This is a genomic window from Pseudomonas sp. FG29 (assembly GCF_057809355.1).
Genome location: NZ_JBMDJU010000001.1, coordinates 321,055 through 344,370, shown reverse-complemented (window position 1 = coordinate 344,370; position 23,316 = coordinate 321,055). Strand labels below are relative to the sequence as shown.

Here is a 23,316-nt window from a genome sequence, read left to right as displayed (position 1 = left end):
TCAGCCTTTTCGATCAATGACGCTGCTCATGAAAAAGCCGGGCATTGCCCGGCTTCTGCTGCTGACCTGGTCGATCAGGCTTTCGGCAGAGTGACGCCTCTCTGCCCTTGGTACTTGCCACCGCGATCACGATACGACACCTCGCAGGCCTCGTCGGACTGCAGGAACAGCATCTGCGCTACGCCCTCGTTGGCGTAGATCTTCGCCGGCAGGTTGGTGGTGTTGGAAAACTCCAGGGTCACGTGGCCTTCCCACTCCGGCTCCAGCGGCGTGACGTTGACGATGATGCCGCAACGCGCGTAGGTGCTCTTGCCCAGGCAGATGGTCAGCACGTCACGCGGAATGCGGAAGTACTCGACGGTACGGGCCAGGGCGAAGGAGTTCGGCGGAATGATGCAGACATCACTCTTGATGTCGACGAAGCTCTTCTCGTCGAAGTTCTTCGGGTCGACGATGGCAGAGTGAATATTGGTGAACACCTTGAATTCGTCGGCGCAGCGCACGTCATAGCCGTAACTGGACACGCCGTAGGAGATCACGCGACTGGCGTCGGCACCGCGTACCTGGCGCTCGACGAACGGTTCGATCATCCCGTGTTCCTGGGCCATGCGGCGAATCCACTTGTCCGATTTGATGCTCATGGCGAAGGTCCTGAATGGTTCGTTGCGAAAAAGTGCACGCATCTTACCGAGGCTGGCGCCGGGCTTCAAAGAGCGCTGCCAGAACCTTCGCGGATAATTTGCGAAAAAAGCTGCATCCAGCATTCGCACTCGGCGATAAAAACACGTATGGTGTGTTCACTGTGCTGCATGTGTCACCGCGAATCGCTACTTGATGCCTAGATTTCGATCCAAACATCGTCCGACTCCTAGTACTCGTTGCACTCAGTCCCGGCCTGGGCTTTTCCGAGGCTGTTATCAATTCTGTTTAGGAGACATCACATGTCCAATCGTCAGAACGGCACCGTCAAGTGGTTCAATGATGAGAAAGGCTACGGCTTCATCACCCCGCAATCCGGTGACGACCTCTTCGTACACTTCAAAGCCATCCAGGCTGACGGCTTCAAGACCCTGAAGGAAGGCCAGCAGGTCTCCTTCGTGGCTACCCGTGGCCAGAAAGGCATGCAAGCTGAAGAAGTTCAGATCGTTGGTTGATCTGCGCTTTTAAGCTGCAATAAAGAGCCCCGCCCAGTGCGGGGCTTTTTTATGCCTGTTTGTACGCCCTGTATAGCCGGAGCTATTCACGCAATTCGCGGCTGAAGCCGCTCCTACGCAAACAGGGTCGGAGAAGGATGCGTCCATCGCCCTCTCCCACCCTTCGGCCCACTCCCATAAATAGGATGGGGTAACCAGATGCCGCTACGCGGCGCTTTTAGTCCTCGCTGATCTCGATGTTTGGCATGGTCGGCTTGCCCGCCTGGGCGATACGCGCGCCCACCTTGCGCGCCAGATCCTGATAGATCATCGCCAGTTGGCTCTCCGGATCGGCAATCACGGTCGGTTTGCCCTCATCGGCCTGCATGCGGATGGCCATCGACAGCGGCAGCGATGCCAGCAGCTCGACACCATACTGCGCGGCCAGCTTCTCGCCGCCACCTTCGCCGAACAGATGTTCGGTGTGGCCACAGTTTGAGCAGATGTGCACCGCCATGTTCTCCACCACACCCAGCACCGGGATATGCACCTTGCGGAACATTTCCACGCCTTTTTTGGCGTCCAGCAGAGCCAGATCCTGCGGGGTGGTGACGATCACGCTGCCGGCCACCGGCACCTTCTGCGCCAGGGTCAGCTGGATGTCGCCGGTGCCCGGCGGCATGTCGATCACCAGGTAGTCGAGGTCGTTCCAGGCGGTCTGGGTGATCAGTTGCAGCAACGCGCCACTGACCATCGGCCCGCGCCAGACCATGGGCGTGTTGTCGTCGGTGAGAAAGGCCATGGACATCACCTGCACGCCATGAGCTTCGAGCGGCACGAACCACTTCTGCTCCTTGACCTGCGGCCGCGTGCCCTCGGCGATGCCGAACATGATGCCCTGGCTGGGGCCGTAGATATCGGCATCGAGCATGCCCACCCGCGCACCTTCGCGGGCCAATGCGAGCGCCAGGTTGGCGGCGGTGGTGGACTTGCCCACGCCGCCCTTGCCCGAGGCCACGGCGATCACGTTCTTCACCCCGGCCAACGCCGGCACCTGGGCCTGACCCTGGTGGGAATCGATCACGCAGTCGACCTGCACGCGAACACTGTCCACACCCTCGAGGTTCTCCAGGGCCATCTGCAGCATCTGCGCCCAGCCGTTCTTGAACAGCCCGGCGGCGTAGCCGAGCTCCAGGTGCACGGCCACGCGCGCGCCCTGGATGTCGACTTCGCGCAGGCAACCGGCGCTGATCGGATCCAGCTCGAGATGGGGGTCGGTGAACTGACGCAGACAGGCTTCGACCGCTTCGCGGGTGACGGCACTCATGCAAGAACTCCAGAAGGCAGGCAAAAAATCAGATGAGCATCTTAACAGCAGCGACCCACCGCATACGTCTGACCACGACCATGACCCTGCATATATCCGCTCTTGCTTGCAGCTTGTGGCTTGCAGCCTGCCGCTGCTTTATAGTTGCCGACTTCCCTCGTTTTACCAGTGCAGCCGATCACCATGACCGAAGCCCGCAAGATTCTCGTTACCAGCGCCCTCCCCTACGCCAACGGTTCGATCCACCTCGGCCACATGCTCGAGTACATCCAGACCGACATGTGGGTGCGCTACCAGAAACTGCGCGGCAATCAGGCCGTCTACGTTTGCGCCGACGATGCCCACGGCTCGGCGATCATGCTGCGCGCCGAGAAGGAAGGCATCACCCCCGAGCAACTGATCGACGGCGTGCGTGCCGAGCACATGGCCGACTTCGCCGACTTTCTGGTGGATTTCGACAACTACCACTCCACCCACTCGGAGGAGAACCGCGAGCTGTCGGCGTCCATCTACCTGGCGCTGCGCGACAAGGGCCATATTGCCACCCGTGCGGTGACCCAATACTTCGACCCTGAGAAGGGCATGTTCCTCGCCGATCGTTTCATCAAGGGTACTTGCCCGAAATGTGGCACTGACGACCAGTACGGTGACAACTGCGAGAAATGCGGCGCCACCTACGCGCCGACCGAACTGAAGAACCCTCGCTCGGCCATCTCCGGCGCCGTACCGGTGCTCAAGGAGTCGCAGCACTTCTTCTTCAAGCTGCCGGACTTCGAGGCCATGCTCAAGCAGTGGACGCGCTCCGGCACGCTGCAGGAGGCGGTGGCCAACAAGCTGGCCGAATGGCTCGATAGCGGTCTGCAGGAGTGGGACATCAGCCGCGATGCGCCCTACTTCGGCTTCGAGATTCCGGGTGAGCCGGGCAAGTACTTCTACGTCTGGCTGGACGCGCCGATCGGCTACATGGCCAGCTTCAAGAACCTCTGCACACGCCGCCCGGATCTGGACTTCGACGCCTTCTGGGGCAAGGACTCCACGGCCGAGCTGTACCACTTCATCGGCAAGGACATCGTCAACTTCCACGCCCTGTTCTGGCCGGCCATGCTCGAAGGCGCCGGCTACCGCAAGCCGACCGCAGTCAACGTGCATGGCTACCTGACGGTGAACGGGCAGAAGATGTCCAAGTCGCGCGGCACCTTCGTCAAGGCGCGCACCTACCTGGATCACCTGAATCCGGAATACCTGCGTTACTACTACGCCAGCAAGCTGGGCCGTGGCGTCGATGACCTCGACCTGAACCTCGAGGACTTCGTGCAGAAGGTCAACTCGGATCTGGTCGGCAAGGTGGTCAACATCGCCAGCCGCTGTGCCGGCTTCATCCACAAGGGCAATGCCGGCGTGCTGGTCACGGCCAACCCCGAGCCCGCCCTGTGGGATGCCTTCCAGGCCGCCGCACCGAGCATCGCCGACGCCTACGAGGCGCGTGACTTCTCCCGCGCCATGCGCGAGATCATGGCGCTGGCCGACCGCGCCAACGCCTGGATCGCCGACAAGGCGCCCTGGGCGCTGAACAAGGTCGAGGGTAAGCAGGCCGAGGTGCAGGAAATCTGCGCCCTGGGCATCAACCTGTTCCGCCAGTTGGTGATCATGCTCAAGCCAGTGCTGCCGAAACTGGCTGCCGATGCCGAGGCCTTCCTCAACGTGCCGGCACTGACCTGGGCAGACCTGACCATGCCGCTGGCCGACCACCAGCTCAACCCGTTCACCCCGCTGCTGACCCGCATCGAGCCGGCGAAGATCGAAGCCATGACCGAAGCCTCCAAGGAAGACCTGGCCGCCGAAGCCAGCAAACCTGCTGGTAACGGCGAACTGGCCAAAGACCCGCTGGCCGCCGAGATCAACTTCGACGCCTTTGCCGCCGTCGACCTGCGCATCGCCCTGATCGAAAAATGCGAGTTCGTCGAAGGCGCTGACAAGCTGCTGCGCCTGTCGCTGGATATCGGTGACGAGAAGCGCAACGTGTTCTCCGGCATCAAGTCCGCCTATCCGGATCCGAGCAAACTGGAAGGCCGCCTGACCCTGTACGTGGCCAACCTGGCGCCGCGCAAGATGAAGTTCGGCATCAGCGAAGGCATGGTGCTGGCCGCCGGCCCAGGTGGCGAGGAAATCTACCTGCTCAGCCCGGACAGCGGCGCCAAGCCGGGCCAGCGCGTCAAGTAACGAACGAGCCAGGAGGCCTCGATGAAACCATGGATGGTGTTACCCCTTCTTGCCCTCGCCGGCTGCTCGCCATCGCCCGATACGCCGGGCGGTGGTGGCTTGCAGGGCGAGCGCAACCAGGCCGGGAACTACCTGGCCTACGAACATCAGGTGGTGATCGAGCTGCCCGCCGAGCAGATTGGCGAGCGCCTCGCCAGCACCCGTGAGGCCTGCCTGACCGCCCGCTTCGGCAACTGCAGCCTACTGGGCGCGCAGCAAAGCAGCGGCCGCGCACCTCGCGGCGAGCTGACCTTGCGCATCGTGCCGGAAGGTGTCGAACCGCTCACCCAACTGGCCAGCGCGGGCGGCGAACTGGTCAGCCGCAGTACCCATGCCGAAGACCTGGCCCAGGCCGTCAGCGACAACCAGCGCCAGCACGAACGACTGCTGCGCCAGCAACGTACCCTCCAGCAGTTCGAGCAACGTGATGATCTGGCGGTGGCCGACCTGCTGGCCCTGGCCCGCGAGCAGGCCGCACTGGAAGTACAGTTGCAGACCATCGCCCAGGAAGCCGCCCAGCAGCAGCGGCGCCTCGACACCAACCTGCTGACCCTGACCTTAACCAGCAGCTACGAACACAACCGCATCGGCGACGCCTTCTCGCGCCTGCAGGACAACCTGATCGAAGGCACCGCCAACGTCATCGAGTTCGTCGGCTACAGCCTGCCCTTCCTCATCGTGCTGTTCCCGGTGGCGCTCGGCCTGCGCAAGTTGTGGAGACGCCTCACCCAGCGCTGAAATCTGCCAGACTGCTGAGCGTGAAACACAGCCGAGCGCAGGCAAATCGCCGCACTCGGCTTGTATGGCCCGGGCCGCTTCCCGATAATAGGCGCCCTTTTCCTATGGCCTTTGCGCACTCGACGGCAACCCGATGACCGAACTCGTCCTGATCATGGTCAGCGCCATCCTGGTCAATAACTTCGTGCTGGTGCAGTTCCTCGGCCTGTGCCCGTTCATGGGCGTGTCGAAGAAGATCGAAACCGCCATCGGCCTGTCTCTGGCGACCACCTTCGTGCTGACCTTGGCCGCCATGTGCAGCTACCTGGTGCAACAGTACGTGCTCAAACCGCTGGATCTGGAATTCCTGCGCACCATCAGCTTCATCCTGGTGATCGCCGTGGTGGTGCAGTTCACCGAAATGGTGGTGAACAAGACCAGCCCCTTGCTCTATCGCGTACTGGGTATCTTCCTACCGCTGATCACCACCAACTGCATCGTCCTCGGCGTGGCCCTGCTCAACGCCAACAAGGCCGAGTTCACCTTCGTCACCGCTACCGTCAACGGCTTCGCTGCGGGGCTGGGGTTTTCCCTGGTATTGGTGCTGTTCGCCGCCATGCGTGAACGCATCGCCATCGCCGACGTGCCGAAATCCTTCCAGGGCGCGGCCATCGGCATGATCACCGCCGGGCTGATGTCGCTGGCCTTCATGGGCTTCTCCGGGCTGATCAAGCTATGAGTCTGGTTTTGGTCGCCGTCCTTGCCCTGCTCGCGCTGTGCCTGGTCGCCGGCGCTATCCTCGGTTTCGCCGCCGTGCGCTTCAAGGTCGAGGGCGACCCCATCGCCGAGCAGATCAACGCCCTGCTGCCGCAGACCCAATGCGGCCAGTGCGGCTACCCCGGCTGCAAACCCTACGCCGAGGCCATTGCCGGCGGCGACAAGATCAACAAGTGCCCGCCCGGCGGCGAGGCGACCATCGCCGCACTGGCCGACCTGCTGGATGTGGAGCCGGAGCCGCTGGATGCGGTGGAAGGCGAGAAGCCGCAGATGGTCGCCTTCATCCGCGAGGCGGAATGCATCGGCTGCACCAAGTGCATCCAGGCCTGCCCGGTGGACGCCATCGTCGGCGCGGCGCGGCAGATGCATACGGTGATCGTCAGCGAGTGCACCGGCTGCGACCTGTGCGTCGAACCCTGCCCGGTGGACTGCATCGACATGCTCGAAGTCGGTAGCAGCGTGCAGAGCTGGAAGTGGGACAAGCCGCTGGCGCCCGGCCAGTTGATCGCCAGCGACCGGGAGCAGGCTGCATGAGTGCACAGGAACGTATCTGGGATATCCCTGGCGGCATCCATCCTGCCGAGCGCAAGGAGCTGTCCAACCGCACGCCAATCCAGCAAGCACCATTGCCCAAGCACCTGGTGCTGCCGCTCGGCCAGCACATTGGCGCTGCCGCCGAGACCTGCGTGGTCGTTGGGCAGCGTGTACGCAAGGGCGAGAAGATCGCCAGCGCCAACGGCTTCGTCAGTGTGCCGCTGCATGCGCCGACTTCCGGCACTATCGCCTTTATCGGTGAGCAGCCTTATCCGCATGCTTCCGGCATGCTGGCGCCGGCCATCGTCATCGACAGCGATGGTCTGGACGAGTGGGTCGAACTGACGCCGCCAGCCGACTATCGCAGCCTGGAGCCGTCCGAACTGCTGGCATTGATCCGCGAGGCCGGCATCAACGGCCTCGGCGGCGCCGGCTTCCCCACAGCGGTCAAGCTCACCGCACGGCCAACACAGAAGATCCATACGCTGATCATCAACGGCACCGAGTGCGAGCCGTACATCACCGCCGATGACGTGTTGATGCGCGAGCGCGCTGCCGAGCTGGTGGCCGGTATCGAGGTGCTCGCCCATCTGATCCAGCCGCAGCAGGTGCTGATCGGCATCGAGGACAACAAGCCCGAAGCCATCGCTGCCGTACGTGCTGCCTGCGCCGGACATGACTACCAGGTGCGGGTGTTTCCCACCAAGTACCCGTCCGGCGGCGAGAAACAGCTGATCCAGATTCTCACCGGCGTCGAGGTGCCCAGCGGCGGGCTGCCGGCCGATATCGGCATCCTCTGCCAGAACGTCGGCACCTGTGTGGCTATCCACGACGCCATCCTGCTGGGCAAACCGCTAATCTCGCGCATCACTACGCTGACCGGTGAAGCACTGGCGCGCCCCGGCAACGTCGAGGTGCTGATCGGCACACAGGTGGGCGAATTGCTGACCTTCGCCGGGCTCAACCCGAGCAAGATCAACCGCTTGATCATGGGCGGCCCGATGATGGGCTTTACCCTGCCATCGCTGGACGTGCCGGTGATCAAGACCAGCAACTGCCTGCTGGCCAGCACAGCTGCCGAACTGCCACCACCGCCACCGGCCATGCCCTGCATCCGCTGCGGCGAATGTGCGCAGGCGTGCCCAGCCAGCCTGCTGCCACAGCAACTGCACTTCTTCGCCCTCGGCCAGGAGCACGAGCAGCTCAAGGAACACAATCTGTTCGACTGCATCGAGTGTGGCGCCTGTGCCTACGTCTGCCCGTCGAGCATCCCGCTGGTGCAGTACTACCGTGTGGCCAAAGCGGAAATTCGCGAGCTGGAACAGAAGCAGCTCAAGGCCGAACACTCCAAACAGCGCTTCGAGCAACGCCAGGAACGCCTGCGCCGCGCCGAGGAGCAGAAGGAAGCCGAGCGCAAGGCCCGCGCCGAGAAAGCCGCCCGCGCCAAGCTAGCACAAGCCGAAGCCCCGCCTGCTGCCGCAGCGGCGCCGGCCGATGAAGCGCTGAAGAAACTCAAGATCGAAGCCAGCATGGCCCAGGTCGCGTTGAAGAAGGCGGAAAAGCAACTGGCCGCCCACGACACGCCCGAGCTGCAGGCACAGGTCACAGAGTTGCGTGCAGCGGCCGAAGCCGCGCAGAAAGCGCTGACCAATGCCCAGGCAGCAGCACCAGTCCCGGCGCCCAAACCGGCCGGTGACGAAGCGCTGAAGAAGGCCAAGATCGAAGCGGCCATGCTCAAGGCGCAACTGCGCAAGCTGGAGAAGATCGAGGCCCCGGACGACGAACAGCAAGCCGAAATTGCCCGCGTGCGCCAGCAACTGGAAGCCGCCGAGCAAGCACTGGCCGAGTTGGACAGCCAGAAGCCCGCAGCCGCTGCCAAACCCGCTGGCGACGAAGCGCTGAAAAAAGCCAAGATCGACGCCGCCATGCTCAAGGCGCAATTGCGCAAGCTGAAAAAGATCGAAGCCCCGTACGACGAGCAAAAAACCGAGATCGCCCGCGTACGCCAGCAACTGGAAGCCGCCGAGAAAGCTCTGGCCGAGCTGGACAGCCAAAAGCCCGCTGCGGCCGCCAAACCCGCCGGTGACGATGGACTGAAGAAGGCCAAGATCGAACTGGCGATGAAACGTGCCGAGCTGAAGAAGGCGGAGAAAGCCGGCAGCGACGAAGCCGCACTGCAACCGCTGCGCGATGCCCTGGCCGCTGCCGAGCAAAGCCTGCACGCCGCCGAAGCGGCCTCGGGTAAACCTGCGCCGGAACTTGTACGCACCGAACGCCCCGGCGTGGATGCCGAGCTGAAAGCGCTGAAAACAGAAGTGGCCTTCGCCCGCGCCGACCTGCGCAAGCTGGAGCGTGACGACAACGCCACCAGCGATGCGCTGGAGCAGGCCCGTACGCGCCTGGCCGAGGCCGAACGCAAGCTGGCGGAATACCAGGCCTGACAACCTTCCCGGATTGCATCCGGGCTACAAAAGATAACCCGTCGCGCCGGATCATCCGGGCGGCAAAGACACCGTAGCCCGGATGCAATCCGGGGAATGAACACCAGAAACACCGGAGCGCCGATGGCCCTGCCCCGTATCACATCGCCCCACGCCACGGGCAGCAACCGTACCCAGCAGGTCATGCTGCAGGTGCTGCTGGCCTGCGTGCCAGGTATCCTCGCCCTGACCTGGCTGTTCGGCGTCGGCACCCTGTTCAATCTGGTCTGGGCCAGCCTCTGCGCCCTGGGCTTCGAGGCTGCGCTGCTGGCCGCGCGCAAACGCCCGATCGCCTTCTTCCTCAAGGACTACAGCGCCCTGGTCACCGCCGTGCTGCTGGCCCTGGCCCTGCCACCCTACTCGCCCTGGTGGCTGACGCTGATCGCCTGCGGCTTCGCCATCGGCCTCGGCAAGCAGCTCTACGGCGGCCTTGGGCAGAATCCGTTCAACCCGGCCATGGTCGGCTACGTGGTGGTGCTGATTTCCTTTCCCGTCGACATGACCAGTTGGCCCACGCCACACGGTGTCGCCGCGCTGGATGGCATCCAGCACATCCTCGGAATCGCCAATCTCCCGGATGGCTGGGCTCAGGCCACCGCGCTGGACGCGTTGAAAGTGAACAAGAGCCTGACCATCGACGAGCTGCACGCCAGCAACCCGGCCTTCGGCCATTTCGGCGGTGCCGGCAGCGAGGTGGTAAACCTGGCCTTCCTCGCCGGCGGCCTGTATCTGCTGCATAAACGCCTGATCACCTGGCATGCGCCAGTGGGCATGCTCGCCGCGCTGTTCATCATGAGCCTGCTGTTCTGGAACGGCAGCGGCTCGGATTCCAACGGCTCGCCGCTGTTCCATCTGCTCACCGGCGCCACCATGCTCGGCGCTTTCTTCATCGTCACCGACCCGGTGTCCGGCGCCACCAGCAATCGCGGGCGCCTGGTGTTCGGCATCGGCGTCGGCGTGCTGGTCTACGTGATCCGCACCTGGGGCGGCTACCCGGACGCAGTGGCCTTCGCCGTGCTGCTGATGAACCTGGCAGCGCCGACCATCGACTACTACACCCGGCCGCGCAGCTACGGCCATCGCAAGCCCAACAGCGGCTTCAAGCTGGGAGAATGAGCATGCTGCCGGAAATCAGCCGCTCGATGCTGAAGAACGCCCTGGTGCTTGGCCTGTTCGCCATCGGCACCGTCGGCACCGTCGCCTTGCTGCAACAGGGAACCGCCGAGCGCATCGCCAACGCCGGGCGCGAAGCGCAGGTGCGTGCCCTGGCGGAAATCCTACCGGCCGGCAGCTACGACAATCACCTGCTGGATAACCGCATCGAGCTCAACGCCCCCGAGCTGGGCCACCGCAGCCCACAGTCAGCCTATCTGGCACTCAAGGGCGGCGAGCCCAGCGCACTGATTCTGCCGGTGACCGCACCGGACGGCTACAGCGGCGCCATCCACCTGCTGGTCGGCATCTTCGCCGATGGCCGCCTGGCCGGCGTGCGCGTGCTCAGCCACAAGGAAACCCCTGGGCTGGGTGACAAGATCGAGCTGGCCAAGAGCGACTGGATCCTCGGTTTCGCCGGCAAATCCCTGGATAATCCCGGCGAAGACGGCTGGGCGGTGAAAAAGGATCGCGGCGACTTCGACCAGTTCGCCGGCGCCACCATCACCCCACGCGCCGTGGTCAAGGCCGTGCATGGCGCCCTACGCTACTTCGACACGCACCGCGCACAACTACTGGGCCTGGCGGAGGACGAACGATGACCAGCTACCGCGACATCACCCTCAACGGCCTGTGGAAGAACAACCCGGCGCTGGTGCAATTGCTCGGCCTCTGCCCGCTGCTGGGGGTAAGCAACTCCACGGTCAACGCCCTCGGTCTGGCGCTGGCCACCACGCTGGTGCTGATCTGCTCCAACACCGCCGTGTCGCTGGTGCGTGGGGTGGTCAATACCGCCGTGCGCCTGCCGGCCTTCGTCATGATCATCGCCGCGCTGACCACCTGCATCGAGCTGCTGATGCAGGCCTACACCTACGAGCTGTACCAGATCCTCGGCATCTTCATCCCGCTGATCACCACCAACTGCGTGATCCTCGGCCGCGCCGACGGCTTCGCCGCCAAGCACGACCCGGCCCGCGCCGCCTATGACGGCCTGATGATGGGCCTGGGCTTCGGCTCGGTGTTGGTGTTGATCGGCGCCATCCGCGAATTGCTCGGCACCGGCGCATTGTTCGCCAACATGCACCTGCTGTTCGGCCCGATGGCCGCCGACTGGAAACTCACCCTGGTGCACGACTACCGCGGTTTTCTGCTGGCCATCCTGCCACCGGGCGCCTTCATCGTCCTGGGCCTGCTGATCGCCGGCAAGAACCGCATCGACCAGATCGCCGCCGAACGAGCCAAGGCAGCCGCACCCGAGCTGCCCGCCCAAAGCCGCCGCGTTCGCGTTACCGGAGTCATCGAATGAACGCTGCCAAACGCCTGGAAATCTTTCGTCGCCTGCATGAGGACAACCCCGAACCGAAGACCGAGCTGGCCTACAGCACGCCGTTCGAGCTGCTGGTGGCGGTAACGCTCTCGGCCCAGGCCACCGACGTCAGCGTCAACAAGGCCACGGCCAAGCTGTTCCCAGTGGCCAATACGCCAGAGGCTATCTACGCCCTCGGCGTCGAAGGTTTGAGCGAGTACATCAAGACCATCGGCCTGTACAACAGCAAGGCGAAGAACGTCATCGAGGCCTGCCGCATCCTGATCGAGAAGCACGGCAGCGTCGTGCCGGACAACCGCGAGGATCTCGAAGCCCTGCCAGGCGTCGGCCGCAAGACCGCCAACGTGGTGCTCAACACGGCCTTCCGCCAGCTCGCCATGGCCGTGGACACGCACATCTTCCGTGTCAGCAACCGCACCGGCATCGCCCCCGGCAAGAACGTGGTCGAGGTGGAAAAGAAGCTGCTCAAGTTCGTGCCCAAGGATTATCTACTCGATGCCCACCACTGGCTGATCCTGCACGGGCGCTACGTTTGCACCGCGCGCAAACCCCGCTGCGGAGCCTGCCGCATCGAAGATTTGTGCGAGTACAAGGCCAAGACCTCCGACGATTGATCAGGCATAGAATCCAGCGATCATCTGATTGAAAAAATCTTTTTTACCCGCTCAATTTTTGCCGCTATAAGGTGCGCAAATGGCCCCAGTCACTGGCCTGGAGTGGAATAGATGAGCACTGACAAAGAAGACCTCGAGCTGGACGAAGACTTTGTCGCAGAGGATGCGGACGATGCCGAGCCTGCGGTGGAAGTCGCCAAGACCAATCTGACCAAACGCCGCATCATCGACAATTTCCTCGAAGAGCGCCGCCTGCACAAACAGCTGGCCGAATACGACTTCGATATCTGAAGGCCGCTGCCTTCTCCAAGAGCCCCGCAAGCCGGGGCTTTTGTTTGAGCGCTGAAATTAACAGACCAGAAACGACGAACCCCGGCACATGGCCGGGGTTCGTTGGCAGGCTGAAGCGGGCTATCAGACCAGCTTGCGCCCCTTGCCGGCGGCAATACGCATGCGCAGGGCGTTGAGCTTGATGAAGCCCGCCGCGTCCTGCTGGTTGTAGGCGCCGCCATCTTCCTCGAAGGTCGCGATGTTGGCGTCGAACAGCGAATCGTCGGACTTGCGGCCGGTGACGATGACGTTGCCCTTGTACAGCTTCAGGCGTACCACGCCGTTCACGCTGGCCTGGGAGGCGTCGATCATCTGTTGCAGCATCAGACGCTCCGGGCTCCACCAGAAACCGTTGTAGATCAGGCTGGCGTACTTCGGCATCAGCTCGTCTTTCAGGTGAGCGACTTCGCGGTCGAGGGTGATCGACTCGATGGCGCGGTGACCTTTGAGCATGATGGTGCCGCCGGGGGTCTCGTAGCAGCCACGGGACTTCATGCCGACGAAACGGTTCTCGACGATGTCCAGACGGCCAATGCCGTTCTCGCCACCGATGCGGTTCAGCTCGGCCAGCACCTGAGCCGGGGTCATTTCCTTGCCATCGATGGCAACGATGTCACCCGCGCGGTAGGTCAGCTTGATGTAGGTCGGAACGTCAGGCGCCGCTTCCGGCGACTTGGTCCAACGCCACATGTCTTCTTCGTGCTCGGTCCAGGTGTCTTCCAGCACGCCACCTTCATAGGAAATGTGCAGCAGGTTGGCGTCCATGGAGTACGGCGACTTCTTCTTGCCGTGGCGCTCAATCGGGATGGCGTGCTTCTCGGCGTAGTCCATCAGCTTCTCGCGCGAAAGCAGATCCCACTCGCGCCACGGGGCGATGACCTTGACGCCTGGCTTGAGCGCGTAGGCGCCCAGCTCGAAACGCACCTGGTCGTTACCCTTGCCGGTCGCGCCGTGGGAGATGGCGTCGGCGCCAGTCTCGTTGGCGATCTCGATCAGGCGCTTGGCGATCAGCGGACGGGCGATGGAAGTACCCAGCAGGTACTCGCCTTCGTAGATGGTGTTGGCGCGGAACATCGGGTAGACGAAATCACGCACGAATTCTTCGCGCAGGTCGTCGATGTAGATTTCCTTGACGCCCATAGCCTGAGCCTTGGCGCGGGCCGGCTCGACCTCTTCGCCCTGGCCGAGGTCGGCGGTGAAGGTCACCACTTCACAGTTGTAGGTATCTTGCAGCCACTTGAGGATCACCGAGGTGTCCAGGCCACCGGAATAGGCCAGAACTACCTTTTTGACGTCCGCCATGCCATCACTCCACGGGTTGTACGGTAAAACCCGTGATTCTACTGGCCAAGCGACTCAATTTACAGGGGCGCGACAGGCGGAGTTGACGAAGCGACGCCCAGAAGGCTCAGGACGGCTGACTACCGGGCGGATCAACGGGTGTTGGGGCCGGTGCGCTCTGCTGCGGCGCCTCGACCGGCGGCATGCGATCCAGGCGCAAGGTTACCCGGCGGTTCTTGGCGCGATTGGCCTCGCTGGTGTTCGGCACCAGAGGGTAGCGCTCTCCGTGGAAGCGCACGCTGATCTGCTCGACGGGAATGCCATGGGCCTTGAGGTATTCCTGCACCGCCAGCGCGCGGCGGCGCGACAGATCGCGATTGGTCAGACGGTTACCGCTGTTGTCGGCATGACCGTCGATCTGGAAGCTGTTGATGCTCGGGTCGGCCTTGACGAACTCGAGGATGATATCGAGCTTGGCCTTGGCCATCGGGTCGAGGTCGATCCCACCACCGGGAAAACCAATCTGCGCCAGGCGAATCTGATCGAAATTCACTGGCAGCAACTTGGCCGTGCAGGCTTCGTAATCGTCGTAGGCCTTGTGAAACTTCACCGGTAGCAGGCGCACTTCCAGTCTATCGCCGCCGTTGAAGGTGCGGTGGCGTACCACCGGGCTGCGCCCCTCCAGCAAGCCGGCGAGCAATCGCGCCCCCTGCTCCTGCGAGCTGTTGAACGGTACCTCGCCGCTGGCAACGCTGACCGAACCCAGATTGATGTCGCCACGCCCCGGCTGCCAGGGCGCGGCAGCAGCCAACAAAGTCGCCGAACCATTGCCGAGCCAGTGCTCACGCGCCTTGAGGCGGAAGGTGACCTGCTCACCGGCGCGGCGCACGAACTCGCCACTGCCGAAGTTGCTGATCGGCTGGCTCAGACGACACTCGAACTTGTCACCCTCGACCGTCCACTCGACCTTTTCCAGCCGCGTCTGGAAGCTGATGGCATGCGCCGGCAGGCACAAAGGCATGCCAGCCAGCAGGCTGATCAGGAGCAAATTGGGCGCACGCACGGTCGACTCCACGGCGGTTCACGGCATTCTCACGGGGTATCGGTCAGGCGCGCGGAAACTTGACCCCCTGCGTGCGATTGTCGCGCCGGCGCGAGCGCGAAGCGGCGCTTTTCAGGTACCATGCGGCCACGTTTTACCCGCCTGGAAGCCTCCATGTCCGACCGTCTGACTCTTCTGCGTCCCGATGACTGGCACATCCACCTGCGCGATGGCGCGGTGCTGCCACATACCGTCGGCGATGCCGCGCGCACCTTCGGCCGCGCCATCATCATGCCCAACCTGGTACCGCCGGTACGCAACGCCGTCGAGGCCGACGCCTATCGCCAGCGCATTCTCGCTGCACGCCCGGCCGGCAGCCGTTTCGAGCCGCTGATGGTGCTCTACCTCACCGACAACACCAGCCCGGAAGACGTGCGCGCAGCCAAGGCCAGCGGCTTCGTGCATGCCGCCAAGCTCTATCCGGCCGGCGCCACCACCAACTCCGACTCGGGCGTGACCAGCATCGACAAGATCTTTCCGGTGCTCGAAGCCATGGCCGAAGTCGGCATGCTGCTGCTGGTACACGGTGAAGTGACCCGCGCCGAGATCGACGTGTTCGACCGCGAGAAGACCTTCATCGACGAACACCTGACCCGCGTGGTCGAACGCTTCCCGACGCTGAAAGTGGTGTTCGAGCACATCACCACCCGTGACGCGGTGCAGTTCGTCGAAGCTGCCTCGGCCAACGTCGGCGCCACCATCACCGCCCATCACCTGCTGTACAACCGCAACCATATGCTGGTCGGTGGTATTCGCCCGCACTTCTATTGCCTACCGATCCTCAAGCGCAACGTGCACCAGGAAGTCCTGCTCGATGCCGCCACCAGCGGTAACGTCAAATTCTTCCTCGGCACCGATTCGGCACCGCACGCCAAGCACGCCAAGGAAGCCGCCTGCGGCTGCGCCGGCTGCTACACCGCCTATGCCGCCATCGAGCTGTACGCCGAGGCGTTCGAACAGCGCAATGCACTGGACAAGCTGGAAGCCTTCGCCAGCCACCACGGCCCGGACTTCTATGGCCTGCCGCGCAACACGGACAGCATCACCCTGGTACGTGAAGAATGGAGCGTGCCGGCCAGCCTGCCGCTGGGCGACAACAGCGTAATCCCGCTGCGTGCCGGCGAAACGCTGCGCTGGAAACTGCTGGAGGGTCAGGCGTGAGCGAAGACAACTACGAAGACGAACTCGAACCGAGCCTGCCATCCGGTCCGCGCACGCCCATGGCGGCGCGCTTTCGCGGCTACTTGCCGGTCGTCGTGGACGTCGAGACCGGCGGTTTCAACAGTGCCACCGATGCCCTGCTGGAAATCGCCGCGACCACCATCGCCATGGACGAGAGCGGCTTTCTCTACCCGGATCACACCCACTTCTTCCGCATCGAGCCCTTCGAGGGCGCCAATATCGAGGCGGCGGCACTGGAGTTCACCGGCATCAAGCTCGATCACCCGCTGCGCATGGCAGTGAGCGAGGAACATGCCCTGGGCGAGATCTTCAAGGGCCTGCGCAAGTCGATCAAATCCGCCGGCTGCAAGCGCGCGATCCTGGTCGGGCACAACAGCAGTTTCGACCTGGGCTTCCTCAATGCCGCGGTGGCGCGTTGCGGCATCAAGCGCAACCCTTTCCACCCCTTCTCCAGCTTCGACACCGCCACCCTCGCCGGCCTCGCCTACGGCCAGACCGTGCTGGCCAAGGCCTGCCAGGCCGCCGGCATCGAGTTTGATGGCAAAGAGGCGCACTCGGCACGTTATGACACCGAGAAGACTGCCGAGCTGTTCTGCGGCATCGTCAACCGCTGGAAGGAAATGGGTGGCTGGGACGAGTTCGATCAGTAACCCATCCTCTCTCGCGGACATAAAAAACCGGCTCAGGCCGGTTTTTTCATGTCTGGGCAACGGAGTAATGCCGCTCGTCGGCTGCCGCGATCATTCGCAAACGATCTTTGACAAGCATTCTCATTAACATTAGTATCCGACCCATCAAACAGAATCACCTGGACGAGCCTTGCCCATGTACGTCTGCCTCTGTGAAGGTGTCACCGATACCCAAATCCGCGAAGCGGTCTATGAAGGCTGCTGCAGCTACCGTGAAGTGCGCGGCAGCCTCGGCATCGCCAGCCAGTGCGGCAAGTGTGCGTGCCTGGCCAAGCAGGTAGTACGCGAAACCATCGCTGAAGTGCAAAGCAGCCAGGCCAGCCTCGCCTACCCCGCTAACTTCGTCGCTGCCTGATTCTCCCGAACACAAAAAACCGGATCATCGATCCGGTTTTTTTATGCCTGCCGTTCGCCTCAGCGGTAGGCCTCGAACAGCCCCGTGGCGCCCATGCCACCACCTACGCACATGGTGACGATGCCGTAGCGCAGTTCGCGGCGCTGCAGCTCACGCACCAGGTGGCCGACCTGGCGTGAGCCGGTCATGCCGAACGGATGGCCGATGGAAATGGAGCCGCCGTTGACGTTGTATTTGTCGTTGTCGATTTCCAGTTTGTCGCGGCAGTACAGGCACTGCGAGGCGAACGCTTCGTTGAGCTCCCACAGGTCGATGTCGGCCACGTTCAGGCCTTTGGCCTTGAGCAGCTTGGGCACCGAGAACACCGGGCCGATGCCCATCTCGTCCGGCTCGCAGCCGGCCACGGTAAAGCCGCGGAAATAGGCCTTGGGCTTGAGGCCCAGCTCCAGCGCTTTTTCCAGGCTCATCACCAGGGTCATGGAGGCGCCGTCGGACAGTTGCGAGGCGTTGCCCGCCGTGACGCTACCCGCCGGGTCGAATGCCGGCTGCAGCTTGGCCAGGGATTCCAGGGTGGTATCCGGGCGGTTGCAGTCATCGGCCTCGACCACGCCATCGACGATCTTCTTCTCGCCGGTGGCCTTGTCCTCAACCTGATACTTCACCGTCATCGGCGCAATTTCGTCGGCGAACAAGCCTTCGGCCTGCGCCCGCGCGGTGCGCTGCTGGCTTTGCAGGGCATAGATATCCTGGGCTTCGCGGCTGATGCCGTAGCGGTTGGCGACGATCTCGGCGGTCTTGCCCATCGGGTAGTAGATGCCGGGGTTTTCCTGTTGCAGCAGCGGGTTGAACAGGTTGTCCATGTTCATGCTTTTCAGGGTCATGGTGATGGACTCGACGCCGCCGGCGACGATGATCTCGCTGCAGCCGGATGCCACCTGGTTGGCGGCGATGGCAATGGCCTGCAGGCCCGAGGAGCAGAAACGGTTGAGGGTCATGCCCGCCACCGGGTTGCCCAGGCGCGAGAGCACGGCGACGTTGCGACCGATGTTCATGCCTTGCGCGCCTTCGTTGGAGCCGGCGCCGACGATGCAGTCATCGACCAGCTTCGGGTCGATACCGTTGCGCGTCAGCAGCGCATCGACGCAGTGAGCGGCCATGTCGTCCGGCCGGGTCATATTGAACTTGCCGCGGAAGGACTTGGCCAGACCAGTCCGCACGCTATCGACGATCACCACATCACGCATGACGCACCTCGTTGTTATTGGATGGCGAATGGCGTGACGATAAATCCAGCCGATCCCTGGGCGCGACCATCATTGATCTGGCGTATACGGGACAATGCCAGCGCGTAGCGCGGATGCATGCTGGGCTTGGATGTCGAAACAAAAGCATCGCGGCTGAAGCCGCTCCTACAGAACTCACCGCACAGTGGGAGGGGCTTTAGCCGCGACAAGACATCAATCCCTGGCGAACGCCGCCTCGATGGCCTCGTTGATGGTGCGCAGTACCTTGACCCGAGCGAAGCGCTTGTCATTGGCCTCGATCAGCGTCCAGGGCGCGATCTCGGTGCTGGTGCGGTCGACCATGTCGCCCACCGCATCGGCGTAGTCGTCCCACTTGTCGCGGTTGCGCCAGTCCTCCTCGGTGATCTTGAAGCGCTTGAAGGGGATCTGCTCACGCTCCTTGAAACGCTCCAGTTGGGTCTGCTGGTCGATGGCCAGCCAGAACTTGACCAGAATCACCCCGGCGTTGGTCAGCTCCTCCTCGAAATCGTTGATCTCGCCATAGGCGCGCAACCAGTCAGCCTGGCTGCAGAAGCCCTCGACCCGCTCCACCAGCACGCGGCCGTACCAGCTACGGTCGAAGATGGTGAAGTGCCCGCGCGCCGGAATATGCCGCCAGAAGCGCCAGAGATAGGGCTGCGCACGTTCTTCCTCGGTCGGCGCCGCCACCGGCACGATGCGGTACTGGCGCGGGTCGAGGGCCCCAGTGACACGGCGAATCGCACCGCCCTTGCCAGCGGCATCGTTGCCTTCGAACGCGGCGATCAGGGCGTGCTTGCGCATGCGCTTGTCGCGCATCAGCCCGGACAGGCGCGCCTGTTCGGTGGCCAGTTGTTCTTTGTAATCGTCCTTGTCCAGCGCCTGGCTCATGTCCAGGCTGGCCAGCAGGCCGCGATTATCCAGGCTCGACACCAGGGGCGCCGAATGTGGCTGCAACTTCGCGCCCTGCGGGTTGGCCAACGCAGACTGCAGGCCTTCGAGCAGAATGCGCCCGACGGTGAGGCTGCGGTAATAGTGATCGACACCCTCGACCACGTACCAGGGCGCGTAGTCACGGCTGGTGCGGCGCAGGATGCGCTCGCCGTAACGCACGAACTTGTCGTAGGTCTTCGACTGCTGCCAGTCCAGCGGGCTGATGCGCCAGCTGTGCAGCGGGTCGTCCTTGAGCGCCTCGAGGCGTGCCTTCATCTGCTTCTTGGACAGGTGGAACCAGAACTTGAAGATCAGCGCGCCCTCGTCGCAGAGCATGCGCTCCAGGCGCTCGGCGCCGTCGATGGCCTGATCCAGCACCGCATCCTTGAAGTGCCCGTGCACCCGCCCCTGCAGCATCTGGCTGTACCAGTTACCGAAGAACACGCCCATGCGCCCTTTCGGCGGCAACTGTCGCCAATAGCGCCAGGCCGGCGGCCGCGCCAGTTCTTCATCGGTCTGAATATCGAAGGTGCTGACCTGGATCAGCCGCGGATCCATCCACTCGTTGAGCAGCTTCACCGTCTCGCCCTTGCCAGCCCCCTCGACGCCGTTGATCAGCACGATCACCGGGAAGCGCGCCTGCTGCTTGAGCTCGTACTGCGCCTCCAGCAAGGCCTCGCGCAGCGCCGGCTCTTCGGCCTCGAATGTGGCCTTGTCGATACTGCGGCCGATTTCGGCGGATTCGAACATGCAATGACCTCCCTGGAATGATCATCAGAGCCTAACGGATAGAACGCGACTTTGCCTGACGGCGGCTCGACACGGATTGACCTGCGCCGGGAAAAGCACATGCGCAGCGGTTAGAATCGCCGCCTGTTTTATCGGGAGCCACCATGTCCGACGTCCACAACGCCCAGCTCGACTGGGACGAACACGGCCAGCCGCTGTCGCGCAGCTATGGCGACGTGTACTTCTCCCGCGCCAACGGGCTGGAAGAAACCCGTCACGTTTTCCTCGCCCATAACCAGATCATCGAGCGTTGCCAGGCCTTGCCGGCCGGCGGGCGCCTGGTGATCGGCGAAACCGGCTTCGGCACTGGGCTGAACTTCCTCTGCGCCTGGCAGGCCTTCGCCGAGCACGCCCCGAGTGATGCGCGGCTGCACTTCGTCAGCGTGGAGAAATTCCCGCTGGCCCTGGCAGATCTGCAACGCGCCCTGGCCCTGTGGCCGGAGCTTGCGCCCTACGCCGAGCAACTGCTGGCGCAGTACCGCGCCATGCATCCCGGCTTCCAGCGCCTGCTGCTCGATAGCGGCCGCGTGGTGCTGACGCTGATGATCGGTGACGTGCTCGACTGCCTGCCGCAGCTCGATGCCAAGGTGGACGCCTGGTTCCTCGACGGCTTCGCCCCGTCGAAGAACCCGGAGATGTGGACGGACGCCCTGTTCGCCGAGCTGGCGCGGCTGTCGACGCCAGGCGCCACCCTGGCCACCTTCACCAGTGCCGGTTTCGTCCGTCGCGGACTGATCGCGGCGGGTTTCGCCGTGGTGCGAGTCAAGGGCTTCGGCCACAAACGCGAGATGCTCACCGGCCCATTCCAGGCGCAGCAGATGCAGCGCCCAGCGCCCTGGTTCGCCCGCCCGGAATTGCCGAAAGGCGAACGTCAGGCCGTGGTGATCGGCGCCGGCCTGGCCGGCTGCGCCACCGCCGCCAGCCTGGCCGCGCGCGGCTGGCGCGTGATTGTGCTGGAGCGCCATGACGATATCGCCCGCGAGGCGTCCGGTAATCCACAAGGCGTGCTCTACCTGAAACTGTCGGCACACGGCACCACATTGTCGCGGCTGATCGTCGCCGGCTTTGGCCATACCCGCCGTCTGCTCGAATGTCTGCAACGCGGCCAGGACTGGGACGCCTGCGGCGTGCTGCAACTGGCCTTCGATGCCAAGGAAGCCGAGCGCCAAGCCAAACTGGCTGCGGCCTTCCCGAATGATCTGCTGCACGCGCTGACGCAGGATGAAGCCGAGCAGCAGGCTGGCATCGGCCTGCCGGCCGGTGGCCTGTTCTACCCGGATGCCGGCTGGGTGCATCCACCGGCACTGTGCCGGCAACTGGTGCAACACCCGTTGATCGAGCTGCGTCCTTACCAGGAGGCGCTGAGCCTGAGTCGTCAGGATAATCGCTGGTGCGTCGAAGGACAGAACAGCGTGTTGGCCGAGGCGCCCGTGCTGGTATTGGCCTGCGCCGCCGAGATCTCCCGCCTGCTGCCAGATGCGAATCTGCCACTCAAGCGCATTCGCGGGCAGATCAGCCGCCTGCCAGCCAGCGAGTCCAGCCGGGAGCTGCGCACCGTGGTCTGCGCCGAAGGTTACGTCGCCCCCGTACGTGATGGGGAACATACCCTGGGCGCCAGCTTCGACTTCCATAGCGATGACCTCACGCCCAGCGTCGCCGAGCATGCCGGCAACCTCGAACTGCTGAGGGAGATTTCCACGGATCTCGCCGAGCGCCTGGACGCGCAAGCGCTCGACCCGGCCACGCTGCAAGGCCGCGCCGCCTTCCGCTGCACCAGCCCGGACTACCTGCCGCTGGTAGGGCCAGTAGCCGAGCAGCAGGCGTTCAACGAGGCCTATGCAGTGCTGGCCAAGGACGCCCGCCAGGTGCCGGAAACGCCCTGCCCCTGGCTACCCGGCCTGTACATCAACAGCGGCCACGGCTCACGCGGGCTGATCACCGCGCCACTGTCAGGCGAACTGATCGCCGCCTGGCTGGAGGACGAGCCGCTGCCAGTTCCGCGCGAGGTGGCCGAAGCCAGCCACCCCAATCGTTTTATGCTGCGCAAGCTGATTCGCGGGAGCTGACTTCCGGGTGACCGCGCTTAGGCCCTGGCCTCGGCAAGCACCGGCTTCGGCTTGCGAAACACCAGCACGTTACCCGCCATCACCAGGCCCAGGCCGAGCAGCGCCGAGGCCGTCCATTGGTAGCCCTCGAGGAACACCGAGATATTCAGCGCCACCACCGGGAACAGCACCGTGCAGTAGGCGGCGCGCTCCGGGCCCATGCGCCCGACCAGCGTCAGGTAGGCGGTAAAGCCGATCACCGAGCCGGGAATTGCCAGGTAAAGCAGCGAGCCGACATAGCGTGCGTTCCACTCGAAGGCGAACGGCGTGCCGCTGACCAGGCAGATGCCCACCAGCATCATTGCGCCATAGAGCATGCCCCAGGCGTTGGTGGTCAGCGGCTTGAACCCGGCCTTCTGCTGCAGGCTGGAGAGCATGTTGCCGGCGGAGAAGCACAGCGTGCCGCACAGTGCCAGGCCGATGCCCAGCAAACTCTCACGACTGGCCTCATGCCCCGCCAGCTCAGGCCAGAACAGCAAGCCCAAGCCGGCCAGCCCCAGCGCGCCGCCGAGCAGCACGTTGGCGGCAATGCGCTGCTTGAAGAACAGCCGCGCATTGATCGCGTTCCACAGAGTGGCGGTGGAGAAGATCACCGCGATCAGCCCGCTGGGGATCCACTGGCTGGCGGTGTAGAAACACAGGAAGTTGAGGCAGAACAGGCACAGGCCCTGTAGCAGGCAGATGCCCTGGCCTCGGCGATCCAGCGGCTGCAGGCGGCCGCTGAACCAGAGCATGGCGAACAGCACCAACGACGCCAACGCGAAGCGATAGGCGATGGAGGCGGCAACGGCCACCTCGCCCATCTGCAATTTGATGGCGATCCAGGTGGTGCCCCAGATCAGTACGGTCAGCAGGTAAAGCGATAGGTTCATCGAGAATCTCCCAAGACTGGAGCACAGTCTGGAAGCGATGTACGCCGGGCGCTTGCACAAAGTTGCGCATTTATCGCTGCGCCATCACTGCCTGCC

At 63.6% G+C, this 23,316-nt stretch carries 22 protein-coding genes; 15 read left to right on the top strand and 7 right to left on the bottom strand.

Annotation, left to right across the window (positions count from 1 at the left end; all coding sequences use genetic code 11):
* Window positions 1-74: 74 nt before the first annotated feature.
* Entirely contained in the window at window positions 75-641 is a 567-nt protein-coding gene (dcd, locus tag ACODS1_RS01690) for a dCTP deaminase (protein WP_322981517.1), read from the bottom strand.
* A gap of 300 nt (window positions 642-941) precedes the next feature.
* Between dcd and ACODS1_RS01685 the strand changes: the two genes are divergently transcribed.
* Entirely contained in the window at window positions 942-1,154 is a 213-nt protein-coding gene (locus tag ACODS1_RS01685; protein ID WP_268178504.1) for a cold-shock protein, read from the top strand.
* Window positions 1,155-1,371: 217 nt separating this feature from the next.
* Here ACODS1_RS01685 and apbC read toward each other — a convergent pair whose 3' ends face one another.
* A complete protein-coding gene (gene apbC, locus ACODS1_RS01680; RefSeq protein WP_489084278.1) occupies window positions 1,372-2,460 on the bottom strand; it encodes an iron-sulfur cluster carrier protein ApbC in 1,089 nt (362 codons plus the stop codon).
* Window positions 2,461-2,643: 183 nt separating this feature from the next.
* On the opposite strand from apbC, the gene metG reads away from it, so the two are divergent.
* From metG to ACODS1_RS01630, 10 genes are all read left to right on the top strand, one after another.
* Entirely contained in the window at window positions 2,644-4,680 is a 2,037-nt protein-coding gene (metG, locus tag ACODS1_RS01675; RefSeq protein ID WP_489084277.1) for a methionine--tRNA ligase, read from the top strand.
* A gap of 21 nt (window positions 4,681-4,701) precedes the next feature.
* Window positions 4,702-5,457 (top strand): DUF4349 domain-containing protein, encoded by a 756-nt coding sequence (locus tag ACODS1_RS01670; protein ID WP_489084276.1) that lies wholly within the window; start codon window positions 4,702-4,704, stop codon window positions 5,455-5,457.
* 133 nt (window positions 5,458-5,590) lie between these two features.
* Window positions 5,591-6,175, top strand: coding sequence for an electron transport complex subunit RsxA (gene rsxA / locus ACODS1_RS01665; RefSeq protein ID WP_277374313.1), 585 nt, complete (start codon window positions 5,591-5,593; stop codon window positions 6,173-6,175).
* Window positions 6,172-6,747: an electron transport complex subunit RsxB gene (gene rsxB / locus ACODS1_RS01660; protein ID WP_489084275.1), complete on the top strand. Its 576-nt coding sequence runs from the start codon at window positions 6,172-6,174 to the stop codon at window positions 6,745-6,747. The genes rsxA and rsxB overlap by 4 nt, the downstream gene beginning before the upstream one ends.
* On the top strand, window positions 6,744-9,188 hold the full coding sequence (gene rsxC, locus ACODS1_RS01655; protein ID WP_489084274.1) for an electron transport complex subunit RsxC: 2,445 nt from the start codon (window positions 6,744-6,746) through the stop codon (window positions 9,186-9,188). Before rsxB ends, rsxC begins: the two co-directional genes overlap by 4 nt.
* Window positions 9,189-9,311: 123 nt before the next feature.
* A complete protein-coding gene (locus ACODS1_RS01650) occupies window positions 9,312-10,343 on the top strand; it encodes an RnfABCDGE type electron transport complex subunit D (protein ID WP_489084273.1) in 1,032 nt (343 codons plus the stop codon).
* 2 nt (window positions 10,344-10,345) lie between these two features.
* Window positions 10,346-10,981, top strand: a complete 636-nt coding sequence (gene rsxG / locus ACODS1_RS01645; protein ID WP_489084272.1) for an electron transport complex subunit RsxG — start codon at window positions 10,346-10,348, stop codon at window positions 10,979-10,981.
* Window positions 10,978-11,685 (top strand): electron transport complex subunit E, encoded by a 708-nt coding sequence (locus tag ACODS1_RS01640; RefSeq protein WP_489084271.1) that lies wholly within the window; start codon window positions 10,978-10,980, stop codon window positions 11,683-11,685. The genes rsxG and ACODS1_RS01640 overlap by 4 nt, the downstream gene beginning before the upstream one ends.
* Window positions 11,682-12,320 carry an endonuclease III gene (gene nth / locus ACODS1_RS01635; RefSeq protein ID WP_013714588.1) on the top strand — a complete coding sequence of 213 codons (639 nt, stop codon included), beginning with the start codon at window positions 11,682-11,684 and terminating at the stop codon, window positions 12,318-12,320. The genes ACODS1_RS01640 and nth overlap by 4 nt, the downstream gene beginning before the upstream one ends.
* 111 nt (window positions 12,321-12,431) lie before the next feature.
* A complete protein-coding gene (locus ACODS1_RS01630) occupies window positions 12,432-12,611 on the top strand; it encodes a PA3496 family putative envelope integrity protein (protein WP_159970462.1) in 180 nt (59 codons plus the stop codon).
* Between the two features lie 123 nt (window positions 12,612-12,734).
* Here the strand turns inward: ACODS1_RS01630 and ACODS1_RS01625 are convergent, their stop codons facing one another.
* Both ACODS1_RS01625 and ACODS1_RS01620 read right to left on the bottom strand, forming a co-directional pair.
* A complete protein-coding gene (locus ACODS1_RS01625; protein ID WP_489084270.1) occupies window positions 12,735-13,952 on the bottom strand; it encodes an argininosuccinate synthase in 1,218 nt (405 codons plus the stop codon).
* 106 nt (window positions 13,953-14,058) lie between these two features.
* Entirely contained in the window at window positions 14,059-14,994 is a 936-nt protein-coding gene (locus ACODS1_RS01620) for a flagellar protein MotY (protein WP_489084269.1), read from the bottom strand.
* A 153-nt stretch (window positions 14,995-15,147) separates the two neighbouring features.
* On the opposite strand from ACODS1_RS01620, the gene pyrC reads away from it, so the two are divergent.
* From pyrC to ACODS1_RS01605, 3 genes are all read left to right on the top strand, one after another.
* Entirely contained in the window at window positions 15,148-16,194 is a 1,047-nt protein-coding gene (gene pyrC / locus ACODS1_RS01615; protein WP_489084268.1) for a dihydroorotase, read from the top strand.
* Window positions 16,191-16,865, top strand: a complete 675-nt coding sequence (gene rnt, locus ACODS1_RS01610; protein WP_012017982.1) for a ribonuclease T — start codon at window positions 16,191-16,193, stop codon at window positions 16,863-16,865. The genes pyrC and rnt overlap by 4 nt, the downstream gene beginning before the upstream one ends.
* 175 nt (window positions 16,866-17,040) lie before the next feature.
* Window positions 17,041-17,259 (top strand): bacterioferritin-associated ferredoxin, encoded by a 219-nt coding sequence (locus ACODS1_RS01605; protein ID WP_489084267.1) that lies wholly within the window; start codon window positions 17,041-17,043, stop codon window positions 17,257-17,259.
* 59 nt (window positions 17,260-17,318) lie between these two features.
* On the opposite strand, the gene ACODS1_RS01600 is transcribed toward ACODS1_RS01605, so the two are convergent.
* Together ACODS1_RS01600 and pap are read right to left on the bottom strand one after the other, a co-directional pair.
* Entirely contained in the window at window positions 17,319-18,503 is a 1,185-nt protein-coding gene (locus ACODS1_RS01600; protein ID WP_489084266.1) for a thiolase family protein, read from the bottom strand.
* Window positions 18,504-18,716: 213 nt separating this feature from the next.
* On the bottom strand, window positions 18,717-20,204 hold the full coding sequence (gene pap / locus ACODS1_RS01595; RefSeq protein ID WP_439748578.1) for a polyphosphate:AMP phosphotransferase: 1,488 nt from the start codon (window positions 20,202-20,204) through the stop codon (window positions 18,717-18,719).
* Window positions 20,205-20,347: 143 nt separating this feature from the next.
* Between pap and mnmC the strand changes: the two genes are divergently transcribed.
* Window positions 20,348-22,309 (top strand): bifunctional tRNA (5-methylaminomethyl-2-thiouridine)(34)-methyltransferase MnmC2/FAD-dependent 5-carboxymethylaminomethyl-2-thiouridine(34) oxidoreductase MnmC1, encoded by a 1,962-nt coding sequence (mnmC, locus tag ACODS1_RS01590; RefSeq protein ID WP_489084265.1) that lies wholly within the window; start codon window positions 20,348-20,350, stop codon window positions 22,307-22,309.
* 17 nt (window positions 22,310-22,326) lie between these two features.
* Here mnmC and ACODS1_RS01585 read toward each other — a convergent pair whose 3' ends face one another.
* Window positions 22,327-23,220 (bottom strand): DMT family transporter, encoded by an 894-nt coding sequence (locus ACODS1_RS01585; protein ID WP_489084264.1) that lies wholly within the window; start codon window positions 23,218-23,220, stop codon window positions 22,327-22,329.
* Window positions 23,221-23,316 lie beyond the last annotated feature (96 nt).